Source organism: Exiguobacterium sp. s192, assembly GCF_018618795.1.
Classification (GTDB): domain Bacteria; phylum Bacillota; class Bacilli; order Exiguobacteriales; family Exiguobacteriaceae; genus Exiguobacterium_A; species Exiguobacterium_A undae.
Genome location: NZ_JACSMS010000001.1, coordinates 288,466 through 309,507 on the forward strand (window position 1 = coordinate 288,466; position 21,042 = coordinate 309,507).

Below are 21,042 nucleotides of genomic sequence, written 5' to 3' on the forward strand. Positions count from 1 at the left end.
AAAAAATAATCAGTATAAAAAAATAGGGGGCCCCTTTTATGTTGCATTTTGATGAAATGATGGACCAAGTAGCTAAAATCAAAGTCATCGGAGTAGGTGGCGGTGGATCAAACGCTGTCAACCGAATGATTGAACATGGTGTCCAAGGCGTAGAATTCATCGCTGTCAACACGGATGCGCAAGCGTTAAATATGTCTCAAGCGGACGTCAAACTTCAATTGGGCGCAAAATTGACACGCGGTCTTGGAGCGGGAGCAAATCCGGAAATCGGAAAAAAAGCCGCTGAAGAGAGTCGCGAGCAGTTAACGGAAATTCTTTCGGGTGCGGACATGGTTTTCGTCACGGCTGGAATGGGCGGAGGTACAGGAACAGGAGCTGCTCCTGTCATCGCGGAGATTTCAAAAGAAATCGGTGCATTGACAGTTGGTGTCGTCACGAAACCATTTATGTTTGAAGGACGTAAGCGGATGCAACATGCTGTATCTGGTGTCCAAAACTTCAAAGAAAAAGTAGATACACTCATCGTCATTCCAAACGATAAGTTGCTTGAAATCGTTGACCGTAATACGCCGATGCTTGAAGCGTTCAAAGAGGCAGACAACGTTCTTCGTCAAGGTGTTCAAGGGATCACGGATCTGATTGCTGTTCCTGGTCTGATCAACTTAGACTTTGCCGATGTAAAAACGATCATGACAGAAAAAGGTTCAGCGTTAATGGGTGTCGGTGTCGCAACAGGTGAACACCGTGCGACGGAAGCTGCGAAAAAAGCAATTTCTAGTCCGTTGCTCGAAACATCGATCGAAGGTGCAAAAGGTGTCTTGATGAACATTACCGGAAGTGCGAACTTGAGCCTGTATGAAGTGACGGAAGCCGCTCAAATCGTTCAAAGTGCCGCGGATGAAGAAGTGAACTTGATCTTCGGTTCGGTCATTAACGATAACCTCGAAGATGAAATCATCGTCACGGTCATCGCAACAGAATTTGAAAACGAACCACTCGATTTCGAAATTCCGTCAGCACAAGAAATGATGAAAAACTTGTTGAAGAAAAAGCAAGCGACACCATCACCAGTTGCTGAAGAGCCGAAACCACAAGTCGAAGAGACACCTAGTAGCTCGAACCAAGAACCAGCAAAAGGGTCAGATGTCGAAGAGACGATGGATATTCCTTCTTTCCTTCGCCGGAATAATCGCTAAACCGGTATTCCAAAGACACGATTGCTAGATCAAGAGGTGTCGCGTAAGCGACACCTCTTTTTTTAAAAAAGGATGGGATGAGATGTTTGGTCAATGGATAAAATGGGATACCCCGACGGGAACCGTTCGGGCAGCATTCACCACAAAGTTTGCAGCGCCACATGGAAATGGAAATCTTGGATTACATGTCAAGGATGATGCAAACGGTGTCGTCGAAAACCGTCAAGTCATCGTCCGACAATTGGAATTAGCACTTGAAAATTCCGTTTGGGCGGAACAAATTCATGGCAATCATGTCGAACAGGTGACGACACTCGATTCAGGGCGTGGCGCATCCGATTATGATACGGCCATTAAGGGTACAGACGGATTGGTGACGACCGACTCCAATGTCTTGTTGATGATGTTATTTGCTGATTGTGTGCCGTTGATCTTCTGTGATCCGCGAACAGGCATCATCGCAAATGTCCACGCCGGATGGCGGGGAACCGTAGCGAACATCGTCGAAGAGACATTGACGAAGATGGAACAAGCAGGAGCAGAGCGCTCTTCCGTCCAGATGGTAATCGGACCGTCGATTCGGGAATGTTGTTATGAAGTGGATGGTCCTGTGCTTGAAGCCATCGATCAACTCGGACTAGAAGAATCGCCGTACGTCCGGAAGGAAAACGGCAAAGCGATGTTGTCCCTCCAAAAAACGAATGCGATGTTAGCAGAACGAAGTGGAGTCGGTGATGTGCTCGATACAGGCATCTGTACGAATTGCCAGGCGGAAGATTATTTCTCCTACCGACATGGCGATCACGGTGGACGATTTGCTAGTTTGATTGTAAAGGAGCCTCTTGATGTCAATCTCTGAAAATGTACAACACGTACACCAAAAAATGAAACAGGCATATGAAAAGACTGAGCAAAACAAGCAGGTACAATTGATTGGCGTGACGAAATCAGTGTCAAGCGAAGTAGCGGCGGAGTTGCTGAAGGCAGGAGTGACCGCACTGGGTGAAAACCGTCCGGAAGGATTGGCGGACAAACAGGCAGCACTGGGTCGCACGGCATGCGAATGGCATTTCATCGGGACACTGCAAACACGAAAGGTGCGTCAGGTCATCGATCGGATTGATGTGTTGCATTCTCTTGACCGGTTGCACCTCGCCGAGGAAATCAACAAGCGGGCGAAACAGCCTGTCGATTGTTTTGTACAGGTCAACGTATCCGGCGAAGAGTCCAAACAAGGAATCCATCCAACCGATATCCACTCCTTTTTACACGAGGTCGGTCAATATCCGATGATTCGGGTCATCGGCTTGATGACGATGGCACCCTTGACAGAAGACGAGCAGACGATTCGCTCCGTGTTCCGATCGCTTCGTCACTTGCGGGATGAAGTTGCAGCACGTCACCTTCCCCATGCACCGTGTACGGAGTTATCAATGGGCATGTCTTCCGACTATGAGATTGCCATTGAAGAGGGTGCGACATACGTTCGAGTGGGTACTGTTTTAGTCCAACGATAAATTGTCTAGATAAGCGAAAGGAGAATCGATATGGGATTCAAATCGAAAATGCAAAATCTATTTCTCGGAAACACAGACGATTTAGATGAACTCGAATACGAAAATGATGCTACAATAAATAAAGGTAGAGGTGCTTCACAGCAAGAATACGACGAGTATTACGAGGAATCTACCCCGAGTGTTACTCAAAAGGAGGACCCTGTGAGACAATCGAACATCGTACCGATTCATACTAAAAAGGCAAAATCACAAGTGATTTTGAGTGAACCACGTGTGTTCAACGAAGCGCAAGAGATTGGCGAACACCTTCGTCAAAATCGTGCCGTCATCGTGAACATGCAACGGATGTCTAAAGATCAGTCACGCCAGATGATCAATTTCCTATCCGGTGTCGTGTTTGCTCTGGACGGGACGATTACGACGATTAGTCAAAATACACTCCTCTGTGTTCCGAACAACGTCGAGCTAGCAGGAAGTATTTCCAATCTGCTCGGCGAAGATGATATCAACCATAAGGGGTGGTAAACATGGATTCACAAGTCATGTATGCAATCGGGCGTACACTTGGCACATTACTTCAATATTACAGCTACGTCATGATCGTCTACATTTTACTTTCTTGGTTCCCGAATGCACGGGAATCCAGATTCGGTCAGGTCTTAGCGATGTTAGTCGAACCGTTTCTTGCACCGTTCCGACGGATTATCCCGCCCATCGGAGGTATGCTTGACATTTCACCAATCGTTGCCTTTCTTGTGCTTAATTTGGCACAGGCAGGAATCCGGGCTATCTTCCTGTAATGAGTGTTTATGATCATTATCGCGGACATGAGCGGGAGTTTGTCGATCTTGTCTTAAACTGGATCGACCATGTTGAAGCGACCTATACGTTTAAGCTAACTGATTTTTTGGATCCACGCGAACAGCAAATCACACGGGAACTCGTCGGTACGAAATGCGCCCTCTTTTTTGAGGGCGGTTTCGAAGGCGCAGAACGACAGCGTGCATTGATTGCACCTGATTATTATGACCTCGATGCAGACGACTTTGATATTGCCATTTATCGTATTCATTATCCTACAAAATTCGTTGAACTGTCGCATCGACAGGTGACCGGCACGTTGTTGAATGTTGGGCTGAAACGCGGAAAGTTCGGCGATGTGGTGATTCAGGACCAGACGGTGCAATTTGCTGTCGCGAAAGAAGTTGCCTCGTATATCGAAGCGAATGTCGATCGGGCGGGCAAGACCAAAATCCGTTTGTCCGTCGTGGATTCGGAAGAACAATTGAAAATCAAAGAGCAGGAATGGCAAGAAGAGTTAGGTTTTGTCAGTTCCCTGCGGTTCGATACCGTAGTCAGCGAGATTCTTGGTTTTTCGAGACAAAAAGCGCAAAGCTTGATTAAGCAAGGTGAAAGTAAAGTCAATTATAAAATCGTGGAAGATCCAAGTTTTCTGTTAGATGAAGGGGATTTACTGTCCCTTCGCGGAACAGGTCGTGTCAAGTTGATTGCCGTACTCGGTTCAACGAAACGGGATCGGATCAAACTGCAATACGGTCTGTTAAAAGGTTAACAAACAAACTGAGGAGGATTCATTATGCCATTGACGCCACTTGATATTCACAATAAGGAATTCACACGGAAGTTTCGCGGGTATGACGAAGATGAGGTCAATGAATTTCTTGATCAAGTCATCAAGGATTTTGAATTGTTGCTTCGGGAAAACCGTCAACAACAAGAAGTCATTCAAAACATGCAGTCTCGTGTCGATTACTTCAGTTCGATGGAAGAAACATTAAACAAATCGATCATCGTCGCGCAAGAAGCGGCAGAAGAAGTGAAGGCCAACGCGACGAAAGAAGCGAGCCTGATCGTCAAACAAGCGGAACGGGAAGCGGAGCAGTTACAAGATGCAGCGCAACGCCGCGCCCAACGGACGGACTTTGAAGTCGAACAGATGCGTAAAAAAATCGAGCTGTACCGAAACCGGTTCAAAGTGTTGATTGATGCTCAGATGGAATTATTGACGAGTCACGATTGGGATGCGTTTGATAGTTCGACGCGAGGTGCGCTTGACGAGATTCCGGCAGTTGCGTATAATGACGACGATGTCATATAAAGTAAAGCAGTGAGAAGGACACGTTTTTTATCAGGATACTGTCAGCGAATCGGGAAACGGTGTGAGCCCGACCAGTGAATGGAAAAAAATATCCCCTTTGAGTACGGGACTGAACAAATGCAGTAAGTTCCGTCGTTTCGCCCTCGTTATCGGGCTCTTAAGTGGTAATCCGTTCGTAAGGATTGCTAGTAGGGTGGTACCGCGAGTTCAAGTCAAACTCGTCCCTATCAGGGGATGAGCTTGGCTTTTTTTTGTACTTAAAAATACAGACAAGTGAGGGAATGCCAGATGGAATACAAAGATACATTATTGATGATGAAAACGGAATTTCTGATGCGAGGAAACTTACCAAAACGTGAGCCGGACATGCAGGCACGCTGGAACGAGATGAATCTCTATGAAGCAGTCCAAGAAAAAAATGCGGGGAAACCGACGTTTATCCTACATGACGGTCCTCCCTATGCAAACGGTGACATCCACATGGGGCACGGCTTAAATAAAGTCCTAAAAGATATCGTCGTCCGTTACAAGTCGATGAACGGATTCCGTTCACCGTACGTACCGGGTTGGGACACGCATGGTCTGCCGATCGAAACGGCTTTACAAAAAGCAGGTGTCGACCGCAAGTCGATGTCGGTTGCTGAATTCCGGAAGCTCTGTGCGAAATATGCGCTTGAGCAAGTCGATCATCAGCGAGAGCAGTTTAAACGACTTGGTGTGTTAGGTGATTATGACAATCCGTATATCACGTTGCAACCGGAGTTCGAGGCGGCACAAATCCGTCTGTTTGGTGACATGGCGAACAAAGGATACATCTACAAAGGGAAAAAACCGGTTTACTGGTCACCTTCTTCAGAGTCGGCTCTCGCGGAAGCGGAAATTGAATATCAAGACAAACGATCGGCTGCCATTTACGTCGCGTTCCAAGTCATGGACGGGAAAAACATCTTGGAGCCGACGGATCATTTCGTCATCTGGACGACGACACCATGGACGATTCCAGCGAACCTCGGGATTTCTGTCAGCGGTGAGTTGACATATGCACGCATCGAATACCAAGGAAAAGGCTATATCGTTGCCGAGACACTCGTACCGGAAGTCATCGAAGCATTAGGTTGGGAAGAAGCGACGGTAGGTCGTGTCTTCAACGGCGCGGACTTTGAATACATCAAAGCGAAACATCCACTGTATGACCGCGAATCACTCGTCATGCTTGGGGATCACGTCACAGCGGAAGCAACAGGTGTCGTCCATACGGCTCCAGGACACGGGGAAGACGACTTTAGAATCGGTCAAGCCTACGGACTCGATATCCTTTGTCCTGTCGATGATAAAGGTGTCATGACGGCAGAAGCACCCGGTTTTGAAGGCATGTTCTATGAAGATGCAAACAAGGAAATCGGAATTGCTTTAGAAGAAGCCGGCGCCTTGTTGAAATTGTCGTTCATCAAACACTCGTATCCACACGATTGGCGTACAAAAAAACCGGTCATCTTCCGGGCAACACCACAGTGGTTTGCTTCGATCAAAGATTTCCGTACCGAAATCCTGGATGAGATCAAAGGTGTCCAGTGGGTACCGGAGTGGGGCGAAACCCGCCTGCACAACATGTTTAAAGACCGTGGAGACTGGGTCATTTCCCGTCAACGGGCGTGGGGTGTACCACTGCCGATTTTCTATGCGGAAGACGGCACGGAAATCGTCACACCGGAAACGATTGATCATATCGCGAATCTGTTCGCAGAACACGGATCAAATGTCTGGTACGAGCGCGAAGCGGTTGATTTGCTTCCGGAAGGCTTCACGCATCCGGCAAGCCCGAATGGTGTCTTCAAAAAAGAAACGGACATCATGGATGTCTGGTTTGACTCCGGTTCCTCGCATGCGGGTGTCTTAGAAGCACGTCCGGAGCTCGAGCGTCCAGCGGATCTTTATCTGGAAGGATCGGATCAATACCGCGGTTGGTTCAACTCATCCCTTTCGACAGCCGTCGCAACGACGGGGAAAGCACCGTATAAAGCGGTCGTCAGTCACGGATTTGTTCTGGACGGACAAGGACGGAAGATGTCGAAATCAATCGGAAATACGATTGCACCAATCCAGATCATGCAACAGTTCGGAGCTGAAATTCTCCGTCTGTGGGTCGCTTCCGTTGATTATCAGTCCGATGTTCGCGCTTCGATGGACAACTTCAAGCAAGTATCGGAATCGTACCGGAAAATCCGGAATACGGTCCGCTTCTTACTCGGAAACCTCGATCAGTTTGATCATACGACACACCGTGTTGCTTTTGAGGACTTACCAGAGTCCGACCGCTTTATGCGGACGAAGCTTGACCAACTCGTCGGCAAAGTGAAGGCGGCTTATGATGCCTACGACTTCATGGCAGTATATCAACTGTTGCATAACTTCTGTGTCTTGGACTTGTCTTCGTTCTATCTGGATTACACGAAGGACATCCTCTACATCGAAAAAGAAGATGCACCGGCGCGTCGTGCCGTTCAGACAGTCATGTATGACACGGTCGTGACGTTGTTACAATTAATGGCACCGGTCTTGCCGCATACGGCAGACGAAGCATGGGAATTCGTTCCGGGTGTCGAAACGAAAAGCATCTTCTTGACGGATCTTCCGGAAACACCGGAAGTGACGGAAGAAGGTCTGGCGTTGATTGCGAAATGGAACAGCTTCCTCGTTTTCCGCGATGACGTCCTAAAAGCACTCGAAGAAGCACGTGCGGAGAAACTTGTCGGGAAAACACTTGAAGCCAAGCTCGAGCTTGCGCCAAATGACGAGACAAAAGCGTTGCTTGGGACGATTGATCACCTCGAACAGTTGTTGCAAGTCTCACAGATTGTTTTCGTTGATTCGGCTGAGAAGACATACGAAACGACAGGAGTCACGGTTTTCAAAGCAGACGGTGAAAAATGTGAACGATGCTGGACCTATTCGACCGAACTTGGTCAAGATCCGGCTCATCCGACACTTTGCCCACGTTGTACTGAGGTCGTCAATTCTTTATAATGGTCAGGGAGGGGCAGCTGCGGCGACTTCGTAGCGGTCCCTCATTATTTTTGGATGTGGAGGAAAAAAGAATGTGGCTTTACTTAGCGATTGCTGCTGTACTCGTCGGCGTGGATCAATTGACGAAATGGATCGTCGTCCAACAAATGACGATCGGTCAGGCGATTGAGATCATTCCGAATTTCTTTTATTTGAATTCCTACCGAAATCGTGGTGCGGCATGGGGCATGTTAGAAGGGAAATTTGGCTTTTTCTTCGTGATTACCGTTGTCGTCGTCATCGGATTGATTTATTTTCTGTATAAAGAAGGCACAAAAAACAAAGTATTTGCTTGGAGCATTGCCTTATTACTGGGCGGGGCGATCGGGAATTTCATCGACCGGATGGCACGCGGAGAAGTCGTTGACTTTTTCCATTTTTATCCGTTTGGTTACAACTTCCCGATATTCAATATCGCAGACGTCTGTTTGACGTTTGGGGTGATTTTGATGCTGATCAGCGTCATGTTTGAAGAGCGTTTGACTAAGAAGGGAACGATTGATTAATGAATGAACAGAATGAATGGGCTGTAAAAGCCAATGGTGCAACCGGTCGAATCGATAAATGGTTGGCGGAACAACAAGACTGGTCGCGTTCACAAGTCCAGGATTGGCTAAAAGCCGGTCATGTCGAAGTCGACGGACGCATCGTGAAACCGAACTATAAGATGTCCGGAACAGAAAACATTCTCGTCCGGATTCCGGAAGCGGTCGAACTTGAAGTATTACCCGAGAATATTCCACTGGATGTCGTGTATGAAGACAGTGATGTCATCGTCATCAACAAACCAAAAGGAATGGTCGTCCACCCGGCCGCCGGTCATGTATCGGGTACATTGGTCAACGCCTTGTTGTACCACTGCCAGGATCTTTCCGGCATCAATGGTGTGAAACGTCCTGGGATCGTCCACCGGATCGACAAAGATACATCAGGTCTTCTGATGGTCGCTAAAAATGATTTGGCTCATGAATCCTTGGCGCAACAATTAAAGGACAAAACGACTGAACGGTTGTATATTGCCCTGGTCCACGGTGAAATTCCGCATGAACTCGGAACAATCGAAGCGCCGGTCGGACGCGACAAAAATGACCGCCAACGAATGACCGTGACCGACAAGAATTCAAAAGCAGCGGTGACACATTTCCGTGTGCTTGAGCGCTACGAAGGATTTACCGTCGTCGAGTGTAAGCTCGAGACAGGACGGACGCACCAAATCCGTGTCCACATGCGTTACATCGGCTTCCCGCTTGCCGGAGATCCGAAATACGGACCGCGGAAAACGATGAAAATGAACGGTCAAGCACTCCATGCCGCAGTTCTCGGATTCACGCACCCACGCACTGGCGAGACGTTGCGTTTTGAAGCCGATTTACCGGAAGAGATGACATTTGAAATCAGTCAGTTGAAAAAACTCGAATTAGAGTCTTGACGTTTTTCTGATAAAACGGTAGAGTAACACCTAGAGAGCGATGCGAGACATCTGCCTCACAATCGGTCGTCCGCGTTGACGATCCTACCTATAGCACACCTTTAAACGAGTCCGGAGAGGCTTCGAAAGGGAGACACTTAATTTGTGTATACACGTGTAGCTGTCTGCTACCGACACGTTTTGTCTTCAACAACCTCCTGCGACTTTACGCAGGAGGTTTTTTTGTAGAAAGGAGCCAGTCATGAAACCATCCGTCATTTTAGATGAAGCAGCAATCGGTCGCGCGTTGACACGTATTGCGCATGAAATCATCGAACGTAACAAAGGAATCGATCAACTGATGATCGTCGGGATCAAGACACGGGGAGAAACGTTAGCCCGTCGTTTAGCCCGCCGGATTGAACAGATTGAAGGGAAGCCGGTTTTACTCGGTATCGTTGATATCTCGATGTACCGGGACGATTTATCGAAGAAAAGCCTGGAACCGGAAATCAAGGGCACGGACATGCCGGAGACCGTAACAGGAAAAATCATCGTCCTCGTCGATGATGTCCTCTACACCGGGCGGACTGTCCGTGCCGCGATGGACGCACTCGTCGACCATGGACGTCCGAGTATGATCCAGCTCGCCGTCCTGGTGGACCGGGGACACCGCGAACTGCCGATCCGACCGGACTTCATCGGCAAGAACGTGCCGACGTCACGGGAAGAACAAGTCGTCGTCGCGTTGTCAGAAGTCGATGACGCCGATCAAGTATTCATTAAACGTTAAACAAAATACCTTTAACGTGGTCCAGAGAGACCAGAAAGGGAGTTATCCTCATGAAAAAACACACAGCAGTTCTTGATGTACAAGAACGTCCGAACCATCCTCTCCAATGGCTGATGCTCAGCCTGCAACATGTCTTCGCGATGTTTGGCGCGACTGTCCTCGTTCCGTTATTAACGGGACTGAACACGTCAGTCGCCCTCGTCGCAAGTGGAGTCGGCACCTTGATTTTCCTCGCCGTCACACGCTTCAAAGTCCCAACATACTTAGGCTCGAGTTTTGCCTATATCGTGCCGATCATCGCCGTCAGTGAACGCTGGGGTGTCGAAGACGCCTTAGTCGGCGGCATGGTCGCCGGTCTGGTCTACGGACTGGTGTCGCTCATCATCACCTACACGGGCGTCGGCTGGCTGATGAAACTCTTGCCGCCCGTCGTCATCGGACCGGTCATCATGGTCATCGGTTTATCGCTTGCTCCGACCGCTGTCAACATGGCAATGAACGATGCGGATGGCAAATACAGCGGCACATTGTTCTTCGTTGCCTTGACGACACTTGCTGTAACCTTGCTTGCGATGACGTACTTCAAAGGCATGTGGAGCACGGTTCCGATCTTGTTTGGGATCGGCACGGGGTACCTTGTCGCAGTAGCTGTCGGAATCGTGGATTTCACCTCGCTTCGTCAAGCAAGTTTCTTCCAAATTCCAGACTTCACGGTACCGTTTCTCGACTACTCACCCACGTTGAACTGGGCGGCACTCGCCCTCATCGTTCCGGTCACGCTCGTCACGTTGACGGAACATATCGGGGAACAAAAAGTGACATCCCGGATCATCGGGCGCGAGACGCTTCTTGATCCAGGGATGCACCGGACGGTCCTCGGAGACGGGTTGGCCAAGACGGTCGCTTCGATGCTCGGTGGACCACCGGTTACGACATATGGTGAAAACAACGGTGTCATGGCGATTACGCGGGTTTACAGTGTGTTTGTCCTGGGTGGTGCCGCCGTTCTTGCCATCAGCTTTGGTTTCCTCGGTTATGTCGAAGGGTTTATCAAAACGATTCCAACACCGGTCATGGGCGGGATCAGCATCTTACTATTCGGTGTCATCGCGTCCAACGGTCTCCGGACATTGGTTGAAAGTAAAGTGGACCTGGCAGACAAACGAAACTTAACGATCACGGCCGTCATTCTTGTCATCGGTATCGGTGGGGCCGCCCTGAAAGTTGGCGACTTCTCTTTAGAGGGCATGGCATTGGCAACGGTTCTCGGCATCCTCCTGAATCTGATCTTGCCGAAAACGCCGGTAGAAGCAGAACAAAGCGAACAAGATACCTTACAATCGAAACGAGCAGCTAACGACTTTTAAGACGTTCCAGAGAGAACGATAAAGTGGAGGCCCTTCAGAAGTGCAGGTGAACAGCCCTGTCTTCTTCAGCGCACCTTCACATCAGAAGGTGCGCTTTTTTGTGGGCAAAAGGAGAGAATAAGATGCAGACACAGCAACGCATTTCACATTTCGTCAGTTTGGATGACTTATCAACGGTTGAAATCGAACGGTTGATTGCACGCGGATTAGAGCTAAAGCAAGGGGCTCCGCCGCACAGGACGGTAACCAAAACAGTCGCCAACCTATTTTTCGAACACTCGACACGAACAAAATGTTCATTTGAAATGGCGGAACATCACCTCGGACTGCACGTCTTGCCCTTTGAAACAGCGACGTCCTCCGTCCAAAAAGGCGAAACGTTGCTCGACACCTGCAAGACGCTGGAAGCGATCGGGGTCGACGCACTTATCGTTCGTCACGGAGAGACCGGCTACTACGAACGTTTACAAGAACAGCTCCGGATTCCGATCATCAACGCCGGCGACGGGAGTGGACAACACCCGTCACAGTCGTTGCTCGACTTGATGACGATGTATGAAGCGTTTGGGAATGTCACCGGGAAAACGATTGTCATCTGCGGAGATCTTAGACACAGCCGTGTCGCGCGATCCAATGCACATGTCTTGCAACGATTAGGTGCGACCGTCATCGGATCAGGTCCCCGTGAATGGTTCGACGACACGTTAGGCATTGCGTATCAAGAAATCGACGAAGCGTTGACGAGCAGTGACATCATCATGCTGTTGCGTGTGCAACATGAACGTCACTTGGACGACCAGTCGTTTGAGGCGACGGTCTACCATCAACGGTATGGTTTGACGCATGAACGGATGGCACGGATTCGTCCGGAAGCCATCGTCCTTCACCCGGCACCGGTCAATCGAGGTGTCGAGATTGCCGAAGAACTCGTGGAACATCCTCAATCGCGGATTTTTGACCAGATGACAAACGGTGTTTTTGCACGGATGGCAATTTTAGAACGGGCTTTTGATGAGCCGACAACAAAGGAGACGATATAAGATGGCTATTCGAATTGATCATGCAACGTGGTATAAAAACGGTGAACGGCAACAATCGAGCATCCGAATCGAGAACGGGCTATTTACGGAACTGGATGCGACACCGAAGGAAACGGACCATGTGATTGATGCGAACGACTATCTCGTAGCGCCGGGGTTCGTCGACATTCACGTCCACTTACGTGAACCGGGCGGCGAGCACAAGGAAACGATTGCGACGGGAACAGCGGCCGCGGCTGCAGGCGGCTTTACGACAATCTGTCCGATGCCAAACACGCGTCCGGTGCCGGATGACCGGGAAACGCTTGACGCACTGTTTAAAAAAATTGAGGAGACGGCCTCTGTCCGTGTTTTCCCTTATGCGGCGATTTCAAAAAATCAGCTAGGGCAGGAACTCGTCGCGTTTGAACAGTTGACCGATGCCTTTGCTTTTACGGATGACGGAGTCGGTGTTCAAAGTGCTTCCGTCATGCGCGAGGCGATGACCCGGGCTGCTGCCCTGAATAAAAGCATCGTCGCCCATTGCGAAGATGATTCGCTCAAGGCGGGGTGTGTCCACGAAGGCACGTACAGCAAACGGGAAGGGTTACAAGGCATCCCGTCACTTGCGGAAAGCATTCACATCGCACGGGATGTCTTGATTGCCGAAGCGACCGGCTGCCATTATCATGTCTGCCACGTCTCGACAAAAGAATCGGTCCGGGTGATCCGGGATGCGAAACGAGCAGGCATCCGGGTGACGGCGGAAGTCACGCCGCACCATTTAGTATTGACGGAAGACGACATTATCGGGCGGGATCCAAACTTCAAGATGAACCCGCCACTTCGCAGCGAAGCGGATCGGCAGGCTTTGATCGAAGGCTTGCTGGACGGGACGATTGATTGCATCGCAACGGATCACGCCCCCCATGCAGCAGACGAAAAAGCACTCGGCATCGAACGTGCCCCGTTTGGCATCACCGGTTTTGAAACGGCATTCGCGTTGCTTTACACCAAGCTGGTCAAACCGGGAATCCTGCCGCTTGCACGGGTCATCGACTGGTTGTCGGCAGCACCTGCTGAATTGTTTGAACTGCCGTATGGACGGATCGAAGTCGGGGCGCCGGCCGATCTTGTTTTGCTGGATCTGCAGACAAGCCGCGCGGTCGAACCGGAACAGTTCTTCTCAAAAGGGAAAAACACACCGTTTCGCGGGGAACATTTGACCGGCTATCCGGTCCTGACGATCGTTGGCGGAGAAATCGTATTCAAGGGGGAAATGACACATGTCTAAACGGACGTTGATTTTAGAGGATGGTTTGGTGTTTGAGGGAGAAGCTTTTGGAGCAGACGAGGTGACGATGGGAGAGGTCGTTTTCCAGACCGGAATGACGGGTTATCAAGAAATGTTGTCGGATCCTTCCTATTGTGATCAAATGATTGTGTTAACGAATCCGTTGATCGGAAATTACGGGATGAACCGGGACGACTATGAAACGACACGACCGCTTGCTAAAGCGCTGATTGTCCGTGAAATCTGCCACACGCCGTCGAACTTCCGGTCACAGACCTCGCTTGCCGACGCGATGACGGAATTCAACATTCCCGGATTGACCGGCATCGATACGCGGCAGTTGACCCGCCATCTTCGTTCAAAAGGCGTCATGCGGGGGGTGCTGGTCGATGGGGCATACGACTTGGAGGAACAGCTCGATCAGATTCGGCAACTGCAACTGGCGACTGATCAAGTGAAGCGGGCCTCGACGGAACGGGCTTACGTCATTCCCGGTGCCGGACCCCGGATCGTCCTCGTGGATTTTGGCGCAAAACTTGGAATCGTCCGGGAGCTCGTCCGCCGTGGATGTGAAGTCGTCGTCGTACCGTACGACGTGACGGCGAAGGAAGTCCTCCATTATGTACCGGACGGCGTCATGTTGTCGAACGGTCCCGGGAACCCGAAAGACGTCCCGACGGCAATTCCATTGATTCAAGAATTGACGGGGCAAGTCGTCATCTTCGGGATTTGTCTCGGTCATCAGTTGATTGCCCTGGCGCATGGCGCAGATACGTTTAAGTTACCGTTTGGTCACCGTGGTGCGAATCACCCGGTCGAGGAAATCCGAACCGGTCAAGTCAGTATCACGTCACAAAATCATGGATATGCCGTGGAAGAACAATCGCTTGCCGGATTGAACCTCGCGTTGACGCACCGGGCGATCAACGACGGGACAGTAGAAGGAATCCGTCATACCAAACATCCGGTCTTTTCCGTTCAATATCACCCGGAAGCTTCGCCGGGACCGACCGATGCCAACGATTTATTTGATCAGTTTTTAACAGAAATCACGAACCAACAGGAGGTCACTCATGCCTAAACGTCAAGATATTCAGAAGATACTCGTCATCGGTTCCGGTCCAATCGTGATCGGACAGGCAGCAGAATTTGATTACGCGGGAACACAAGCCTGTCAAGCTTTGAAGGAAGAAGGGTATGAAGTCGTACTCGTCAACTCGAATCCAGCGACGATCATGACGGATCCGACAGTTGCGGACCGGGTGTACATCGAACCCCTCCAAGCAGAATTCGTTGCCCGGATCATCCGAAAAGAACGTCCGGATGCCTTACTTGCTACGCTCGGCGGACAAACGGGTCTGAATCTTGCTGTCGAACTCGACCGTCTTGGTGTCTTGAAAGAATATGGCGTCGAACTGCTCGGGACAAAATTATCCGCCATTGAGGAAGCGGAAGATCGTGATTTGTTCAGAAAACTGATGTTTAGACTCGGACATGGTGTGCCGGAAAGTGAAATCGTCCATACGGTGGAAGAAGCAGAACAGTTCTGTGCGAAAATCGGTCTCCCGATTATCATCCGTCCCGCCTATACACTTGGTGGAACAGGCGGAGGCATCGCCGAGACGATGGACGAGTTCATCCGCATCGTCGAAGGGGGACTGAAGGCCAGTCCGGCGACACAAGTCTTGCTGGAAAAATCGATTGCCGGCATGAAAGAAGTCGAATTCGAAGTCATGCGGGACGCGACGAACCAAGCCATCATCGTTTGTGCGATGGAAAACTTTGATCCGGTCGGTGTTCACACCGGCGATTCGATCGTCTTTGCACCAACACAAACTTTGTCCGACCGGGACTACCAGATGATGCGCAACGTCTCACTCGATATCATTCGGGCACTCGGCATCGAAGGGGGATGTAACATCCAGTTTGCGCTGGATCCGTTGAGCTTCACGTATTACGTCATTGAGGTCAACCCGCGGGTCTCCCGTTCGTCGGCGCTGGCTTCTAAGGCAACCGGTTATCCGATTGCAAAATTAGCGGCTAAAATCGCGGTGGGTTACGCCTTATCCGAATTAAAAAACCCGATCACAGAAACGAGCTTCGCCTCTTTTGAGCCGGCACTCGACTATGTCGTCGCGAAGATTCCCCGCTGGCCGTTTGATAAATTTGAATCGGCGGACCGGACGCTCGGCACACAGATGAAGGCGACCGGTGAAGTCATGGCGATGGGACGGACGATGGAAGAAGCGTTGCTCAAGGCGGTCCGTTCTCTGGAAATCGGTCAGTCGGATCTCCATATGGCGCGTTTTGGCGGCATGGAGGAAGCGGAATTACACCAGCAAATCGTCAAAGCGACAGACGAGCGGTTGTTTGCTTTATATGCGGGAATCGAGCGCGGTTACTCCGTTGAACAGTTACACGCGTGGACGAACATCGATCGTCTGTTTCTTGAAAAACTGCACCATATCTACCAGATTGAACAGGACATCATCGAAAACGGATTGACCGAGGAACGCCTCCGTCATGCCAAACGCTACGGCTTCAGTGATGTGATGCTCGCACGGCTGACCGGACAGACGGAAACAGAAATCCGCCATGTCCGACAAGATGCCGGACTGCATCCGGTCTATAAGATGGTCGACACATGTGCTGCTGAATTTGCTTCGGACACACCGTATTATTATGGGACGTACGAAGTCGAAAATGAAGCGATGCCGACTACCCGTCCATCGATCCTCGTGTTAGGTTCCGGACCGATTCGGATCGGACAAGGCGTTGAGTTTGATTATGCGACCGTCCATTCGATTCAAGCGATTCGTGAGGCGGGTTATGAAGCCATCATCGTCAATAATAATCCGGAGACCGTCTCGACGGACTTCTCGATTTCCGACCGCCTGTATTTTGAACCCTTGACGACGGAAGATGTCTTGGAAGTCATCCGGAATGAACAGCCGATTGGTGTCATCGTTCAGTTCGGCGGACAGACGGCAATCAATCTGGCGGAATCGCTGGAAGCAGAAGGCGTTAATATCCTTGGAACGTCACTGGAAGACTTAGACCGGGCAGAAGACCGGAAACAGTTTGAAGCTGCTTTGACGCAACTCAACATTCCACAGCCACCCGGAAAAACAGCGGTTACGGTAGCAGAAGCGACAGAAGCCGCAAACGGCTTGGGATATCCAGTGCTCGTCCGACCGTCCTATGTCCTTGGTGGACGTGCGATGGAAATCGTATACGGACAGCAGGAACTGGAACACTATATGAAACACGCCGTCATCGCCTCGCCGGAACGTCCGGTCCTTGTCGATCGGTATTTGACCGGGATGGAGTTGGAAGTAGATGCGATTTGCGACGGGGACGATGTCGTCATACCGGGGATCATGGAACACATCGAACGCGCCGGGGTTCACTCGGGGGACTCGATTGGTGTCTATCCTCCGCAACGGGTGCCGCAAGCAATCAAGGATTTGATCGTCGATTATACGACACGGATCGCCAAAGCCTTCCGGATCAAAGGACTGCTCAACATCCAATTCGTGTTCGCGGACGGTGAATTGTATGTCTTAGAAGTGAATCCGCGGGCGAGTCGCACTGTCCCGTTCATTTCAAAGGTTACCGGATTACCGGTTGCCCGACTTGCGACGAACGTCATTTTAGGAGAGACGCTTGCTTCTTATGGATTAAAGAGTGGTGTCTTACCGGAAGAAGCCCTTGTCTCCGTCAAAGTACCGGTCTTCTCGTTTGCGAAGTTAAAAGAAGTTGATCCGTCGCTCGGACCGGAAATGAAATCCACCGGCGAAGTCATCGGAACCGACCGGACACTCGAGAAAGCACTTTACAAAGGACTACTCGCCTCTGGAATGGCGATTCCGGAACACGGTCGCGTCTTGATGACCGTCGCGGATCAGGACAAACACGAAATGCTGGATCTCGCAAAACGATTCACAGCACTTGGGTTTACACTTCTTGCGACGGCCGGCACCGCCGGTTTCCTGGCAGAACACGGGTTGCGTGTTCAAGTCGTCGGAAAAATCGGTTCGGAAAAAGGATCGATGCTCGATGTCATTGAAAAAGCAGAAGTGGAGTATGTCATCAATACGATGAGCCGTGACTCCCAAGTCACCAAAGACGGCTTCATCATTCGTCGCGCGGCGGCAGAAAACAATGTCGTCTGTCTGACGTCACTGGATACAGCAGAAGCCTTGTTGCGTGTCATCGAAAGTTTATCCTTTGAAGCCAGTGCCATCCAACCGTTCGACTACATGAAAAAGGCGGTGACCCGATGATCCAAATGTTGACGGTCGTGACACGCCGGCAAATCGCGAAGGGGGCGACAGAGTTAATCTGTCGTCTGCCTGACGCAACTGTTATCGAACCGGGACGTTTCATGCACTTACGGGTCGGCCCCTTGTTACGCCGCCCGATTTCAATCGCCAACGTCGAAGGGGACTTGATCACCTTTTTGTTTAAGGAAATCGGTCAAGGGACAAAAGAACTCGCCCAGTTACGTCCGGGAGATCAGATTGATGCTCTCGGTCCGCTCGGAAACGGGTTTCCGGTCCAGCACGTCGCGCCCGACGCCCGGATTGTGCTGGTGGGTGGCGGAATCGGCGTACCACCGCTTTACTACACGATGCGAAAACTCGTAGAACGGGGAATTTCCTGTGAAGCGATTCTTGGATTTGATACGGCGGACAGCGTGTTTTATGAAGACGAATTCCGCGCGCTTGGTCCGACGACCGTCACGACGGTCGACGGGACAGCCGGGGTTCAGGGATTTGTGACCGCGGCACTCGAACCCAATCGGTTTGACACGTTGTTTGCCTGCGGACCGGAACCGATGTTGCGGTCGATTCAACACGTTCCGATCACGCATAAATTTTTATCGATTGAAAATCGAATGGGTTGCGGCATTGGGGCTTGTTTCGCTTGTGTCTGTCCGACACCGGATGGACACTACGTCAAGACCTGCTCCGACGGTCCGGTTTTTCGGGCAGAAGAGGTGATTCTATGAGTCGTTTACAGGTTAATTTACCCGGTCTCCAATTAAAAAATCCGATTATCCCAGCGTCCGGCTGTTTTGGATTTGGCGAGGAATTTGCGAAACTGTACGATTTGTCGATCTTAGGCGGCATCATGATCAAGGCGGCGACCGGTGAAGAACGGTATGGCAATCCGACACCACGCGTTGCGGAGAGCGGGATGGGCATGCTCAATGCCATCGGCTTACAAAATCCGGGCGTCGACGGTATCATCGCCCAGAAATTGCCGTTCCTTGGTCAATTCGATACGGAAATCATTGCGAATGTTGCCGGTTCGACGCCGGAAGAGTATGAGACCGTCACGAAACGAATCAGTCAAGATCCGGTCGTCAAAGCGATTGAACTGAACATCTCCTGTCCGAACGTTAAATCCGGCGGGATGCAATTCGGGACGGATCCGAAGATGGCAGCCGAGCTGACGAAACGGGTTAAAGCCGTTTCGGACAAACCGGTCTACGTGAAACTGTCGCCCAACGTCACATCAATCGTTGACATGGCGCAGGCCGTTGAACAAGCAGGGGCGGATGGACTGACGATGATCAATACTCTTGTTGGCATGCGCATTGATGTCCGGACAGGACAACCCATTTTGGCGAATCGCGTCGGTGGTTTGTCCGGACCGGCAATCAAACCGGTAGCCGTCCGGATGATTCACGACGTCGCTCAAGCCGTCGAAATTCCGATTATCGGGATGGGCGGTGTCATGGAAGTGGATGATGTTCTTGAGATGATTTATGCGGGCGCGTCCGCCGTAGCGGTCGGGACAGCAAATTTCGTCAATCCGTTCATCTGTCAGGAATTGATTTCAGCTCTGCCGAAACGGATGGATGAATTAGGAATCGAACACATTCTAGACATCAGGGGGAAAGCATATGGGGCAACTTTACATCGCGCTTGATTTTCAGTCAGCAGCAGAGGTCGAACAATTTTTAAATCAATTGGCACCATACCGTCCGGCGGTAAAAGTCGGCATGGAACTGTACTACGCTGAGGGTCCTGCGTTTGTCCGGCGATTGACGGAACAAGGACATGCCGTGTTCTTGGATTTGAAGGTTCACGACATTCCAGAAACAGCGCGCCGTACAATGCGGATTCTGGGTCAACTGGGTGTCGAACTGACCAATGTCCATGCGGCGGGTGGAGAGGCGATGATGCGGGCGGCACTCGCAGGATTGCGGGAAACCTCCCCGACGACGCGCTTGATTGCCGTCACCCAACTGACGTCAACGGATCAGGCGATGTTGACCGATTTGATGATTCCCCATGCGATGGATCAGGTAGTGACGCATTATGCGCAACAAGCGGAACAGGCGGGACTAGACGGCGTCGTCTGCTCGGCCATCGATACACCGACACTTAAAACCGTTTGTCGGACGGGGTTCCAATTGGTCACACCGGGCATTCGACCAGCCGGGACGGACGCAAATGACCAGAAGCGGGTTGCGACCGTCACGGATGCACGGCAATTTGGTGCAACGGATCTCGTCATCGGACGTGCCATCACACAGGCAGCGGATCCGAAACAGATGTATGAAATGGTACTGACACAATGGAAGGGGATCAAAGCATGAATCAACTCGCAAAAGCGCTACTCGATATCGAAGCCGTGACACTTGCACCAAACAGACCCTATACGTGGGCGAGTGGTCTGCGCTCACCGATTTATTGTGACAACCGATTGACGTTGTCGAGTCCCGCCGTCCGGACCTTGATTGCGGATCTGCTCGCAGAACGCATCAAACCGCTTCAGGTCGATGTGATTGCCGGAACTGCGACGGCTGGAATTCCTCATGCAGCACTGGTCGCAGAACGGCTCGGATTGCCGATGGTGTACGTCCGGGGCAGTGCGAAAGCACACGGCAAAGGCAATCAAATCGAAGGACGGATTCAAGCAGGACAACGCGTCGTCGTCATTGAGGATTTACTGTCGACCGGCATGTCCTCGATTGAAGCGACACAAGCGGTCGAGGCAGCAGGTGCGACGGTCGTGCGGATCCAAGCGATTTTCTCGTATGGAATGACACGATTAATGGAAAACCTAGAAGCGGCCCGCGTTCAAGCGGATGCCTTACTGACATTTTCTGAACTGCTGGAAACTGCGGTCGCGACCACGTACATTTCCCGCGAAGAACAGGACCGCCTGCAGGACTGGGCGGTTGATCCGGTCAAGTGGAGTGAGGCGTTCATGGCGGCAACTGAAAAAAATTGATGGTACAAGAAATCA

Annotated in this window: 20 protein-coding genes and 1 other annotated feature; all 20 genes read left to right on the plus strand. The window is 50.8% G+C overall.

The window, feature by feature from the left end; genetic code table 11:
- The first annotated feature begins 38 nt into the window (after nt 1-38).
- The 20 genes from ftsZ to pyrE all read left to right on the plus strand — a co-directional run bounded on the left by ftsZ (nt 39) and on the right by pyrE (nt 21,027).
- Nucleotides 39-1,196: a cell division protein FtsZ gene (ftsZ, locus tag KNP87_RS01400; protein WP_028105979.1), complete on the plus strand. Its 1,158-nt coding sequence runs from the start codon at nt 39-41 to the stop codon at nt 1,194-1,196.
- An 82-nt stretch (nt 1,197-1,278) separates the two neighbouring features.
- Nucleotides 1,279-2,055, plus strand: coding sequence for a peptidoglycan editing factor PgeF (gene pgeF / locus KNP87_RS01405; RefSeq protein ID WP_214720614.1), 777 nt, complete (start codon nt 1,279-1,281; stop codon nt 2,053-2,055).
- Entirely contained in the window at nt 2,042-2,713 is a 672-nt protein-coding gene (locus KNP87_RS01410) for a YggS family pyridoxal phosphate-dependent enzyme (RefSeq protein WP_214720615.1), read from the plus strand. The genes pgeF and KNP87_RS01410 overlap by 14 nt, the downstream gene beginning before the upstream one ends.
- Nucleotides 2,714-2,914: 201 nt before the next feature.
- Entirely contained in the window at nt 2,915-3,238 is a 324-nt protein-coding gene (locus KNP87_RS01415) for a cell division protein SepF (RefSeq protein ID WP_233550664.1), read from the plus strand.
- Nucleotides 3,239-3,240: 2 nt separating this feature from the next.
- Complete coding sequence (locus KNP87_RS01420) at nt 3,241-3,513, plus strand: YggT family protein (protein ID WP_028105981.1); 273 nt, start codon at nt 3,241-3,243, stop codon at nt 3,511-3,513.
- Entirely contained in the window at nt 3,513-4,286 is a 774-nt protein-coding gene (locus tag KNP87_RS01425; protein ID WP_026832566.1) for a YlmH family RNA-binding protein, read from the plus strand. Before KNP87_RS01420 ends, KNP87_RS01425 begins: the two co-directional genes overlap by 1 nt.
- A 24-nt stretch (nt 4,287-4,310) precedes the next feature.
- Complete coding sequence (locus KNP87_RS01430; RefSeq protein WP_026827944.1) at nt 4,311-4,832, plus strand: DivIVA domain-containing protein; 522 nt, start codon at nt 4,311-4,313, stop codon at nt 4,830-4,832.
- Nucleotides 4,833-5,061: a binding site (T-box leader), on the plus strand. It abuts the gene before it with no gap.
- Between the two features lie 59 nt (nt 5,062-5,120).
- Nucleotides 5,121-7,856 carry an isoleucine--tRNA ligase gene (ileS, locus tag KNP87_RS01435; protein ID WP_214720616.1) on the plus strand — a complete coding sequence of 912 codons (2,736 nt, stop codon included), beginning with the start codon at nt 5,121-5,123 and terminating at the stop codon, nt 7,854-7,856.
- A gap of 71 nt (nt 7,857-7,927) precedes the next feature.
- Entirely contained in the window at nt 7,928-8,401 is a 474-nt protein-coding gene (gene lspA, locus KNP87_RS01440) for a signal peptidase II (RefSeq protein WP_026832568.1), read from the plus strand.
- Nucleotides 8,401-9,324 carry an RluA family pseudouridine synthase gene (locus tag KNP87_RS01445; RefSeq protein ID WP_026832569.1) on the plus strand — a complete coding sequence of 308 codons (924 nt, stop codon included), beginning with the start codon at nt 8,401-8,403 and terminating at the stop codon, nt 9,322-9,324. Before lspA ends, KNP87_RS01445 begins: the two co-directional genes overlap by 1 nt.
- 241 nt (nt 9,325-9,565) lie before the next feature.
- Entirely contained in the window at nt 9,566-10,096 is a 531-nt protein-coding gene (pyrR, locus tag KNP87_RS01450) for a bifunctional pyr operon transcriptional regulator/uracil phosphoribosyltransferase PyrR (RefSeq protein ID WP_214720617.1), read from the plus strand.
- A gap of 50 nt (nt 10,097-10,146) precedes the next feature.
- The gene (locus tag KNP87_RS01455; RefSeq protein ID WP_214720618.1) at nt 10,147-11,463 is read left to right on the plus strand and encodes a uracil-xanthine permease family protein; all 1,317 of its coding nucleotides are present in this window, start codon (nt 10,147-10,149) and stop codon (nt 11,461-11,463) included.
- Nucleotides 11,464-11,603: 140 nt separating this feature from the next.
- On the plus strand, nt 11,604-12,503 hold the full coding sequence (locus tag KNP87_RS01460) for an aspartate carbamoyltransferase catalytic subunit (RefSeq protein WP_214721024.1): 900 nt from the start codon (nt 11,604-11,606) through the stop codon (nt 12,501-12,503).
- Nucleotide 12,504: 1 nt separating this feature from the next.
- Entirely contained in the window at nt 12,505-13,776 is a 1,272-nt protein-coding gene (locus KNP87_RS01465; RefSeq protein WP_214720619.1) for a dihydroorotase, read from the plus strand.
- Complete coding sequence (locus KNP87_RS01470; protein WP_214720620.1) at nt 13,769-14,857, plus strand: carbamoyl phosphate synthase small subunit; 1,089 nt, start codon at nt 13,769-13,771, stop codon at nt 14,855-14,857. Before KNP87_RS01465 ends, KNP87_RS01470 begins: the two co-directional genes overlap by 8 nt.
- On the plus strand, nt 14,850-18,062 hold the full coding sequence (gene carB / locus KNP87_RS01475) for a carbamoyl-phosphate synthase large subunit (protein ID WP_214720621.1): 3,213 nt from the start codon (nt 14,850-14,852) through the stop codon (nt 18,060-18,062). The genes KNP87_RS01470 and carB overlap by 8 nt, the downstream gene beginning before the upstream one ends.
- Nucleotides 18,059-18,790, plus strand: a complete 732-nt coding sequence (locus KNP87_RS01480) for a dihydroorotate dehydrogenase electron transfer subunit (protein WP_214720622.1) — start codon at nt 18,059-18,061, stop codon at nt 18,788-18,790. Before carB ends, KNP87_RS01480 begins: the two co-directional genes overlap by 4 nt.
- The gene (locus KNP87_RS01485; RefSeq protein ID WP_026832577.1) at nt 18,787-19,716 is read left to right on the plus strand and encodes a dihydroorotate dehydrogenase; all 930 of its coding nucleotides are present in this window, start codon (nt 18,787-18,789) and stop codon (nt 19,714-19,716) included. The genes KNP87_RS01480 and KNP87_RS01485 overlap by 4 nt, the downstream gene beginning before the upstream one ends.
- Nucleotides 19,691-20,389: an orotidine-5'-phosphate decarboxylase gene (gene pyrF / locus KNP87_RS01490; RefSeq protein ID WP_214720623.1), complete on the plus strand. Its 699-nt coding sequence runs from the start codon at nt 19,691-19,693 to the stop codon at nt 20,387-20,389. The genes KNP87_RS01485 and pyrF overlap by 26 nt, the downstream gene beginning before the upstream one ends.
- The gene (gene pyrE, locus KNP87_RS01495) at nt 20,386-21,027 is read left to right on the plus strand and encodes an orotate phosphoribosyltransferase (RefSeq protein WP_026832579.1); all 642 of its coding nucleotides are present in this window, start codon (nt 20,386-20,388) and stop codon (nt 21,025-21,027) included. The genes pyrF and pyrE overlap by 4 nt, the downstream gene beginning before the upstream one ends.
- Nucleotides 21,028-21,042 lie beyond the last annotated feature (15 nt).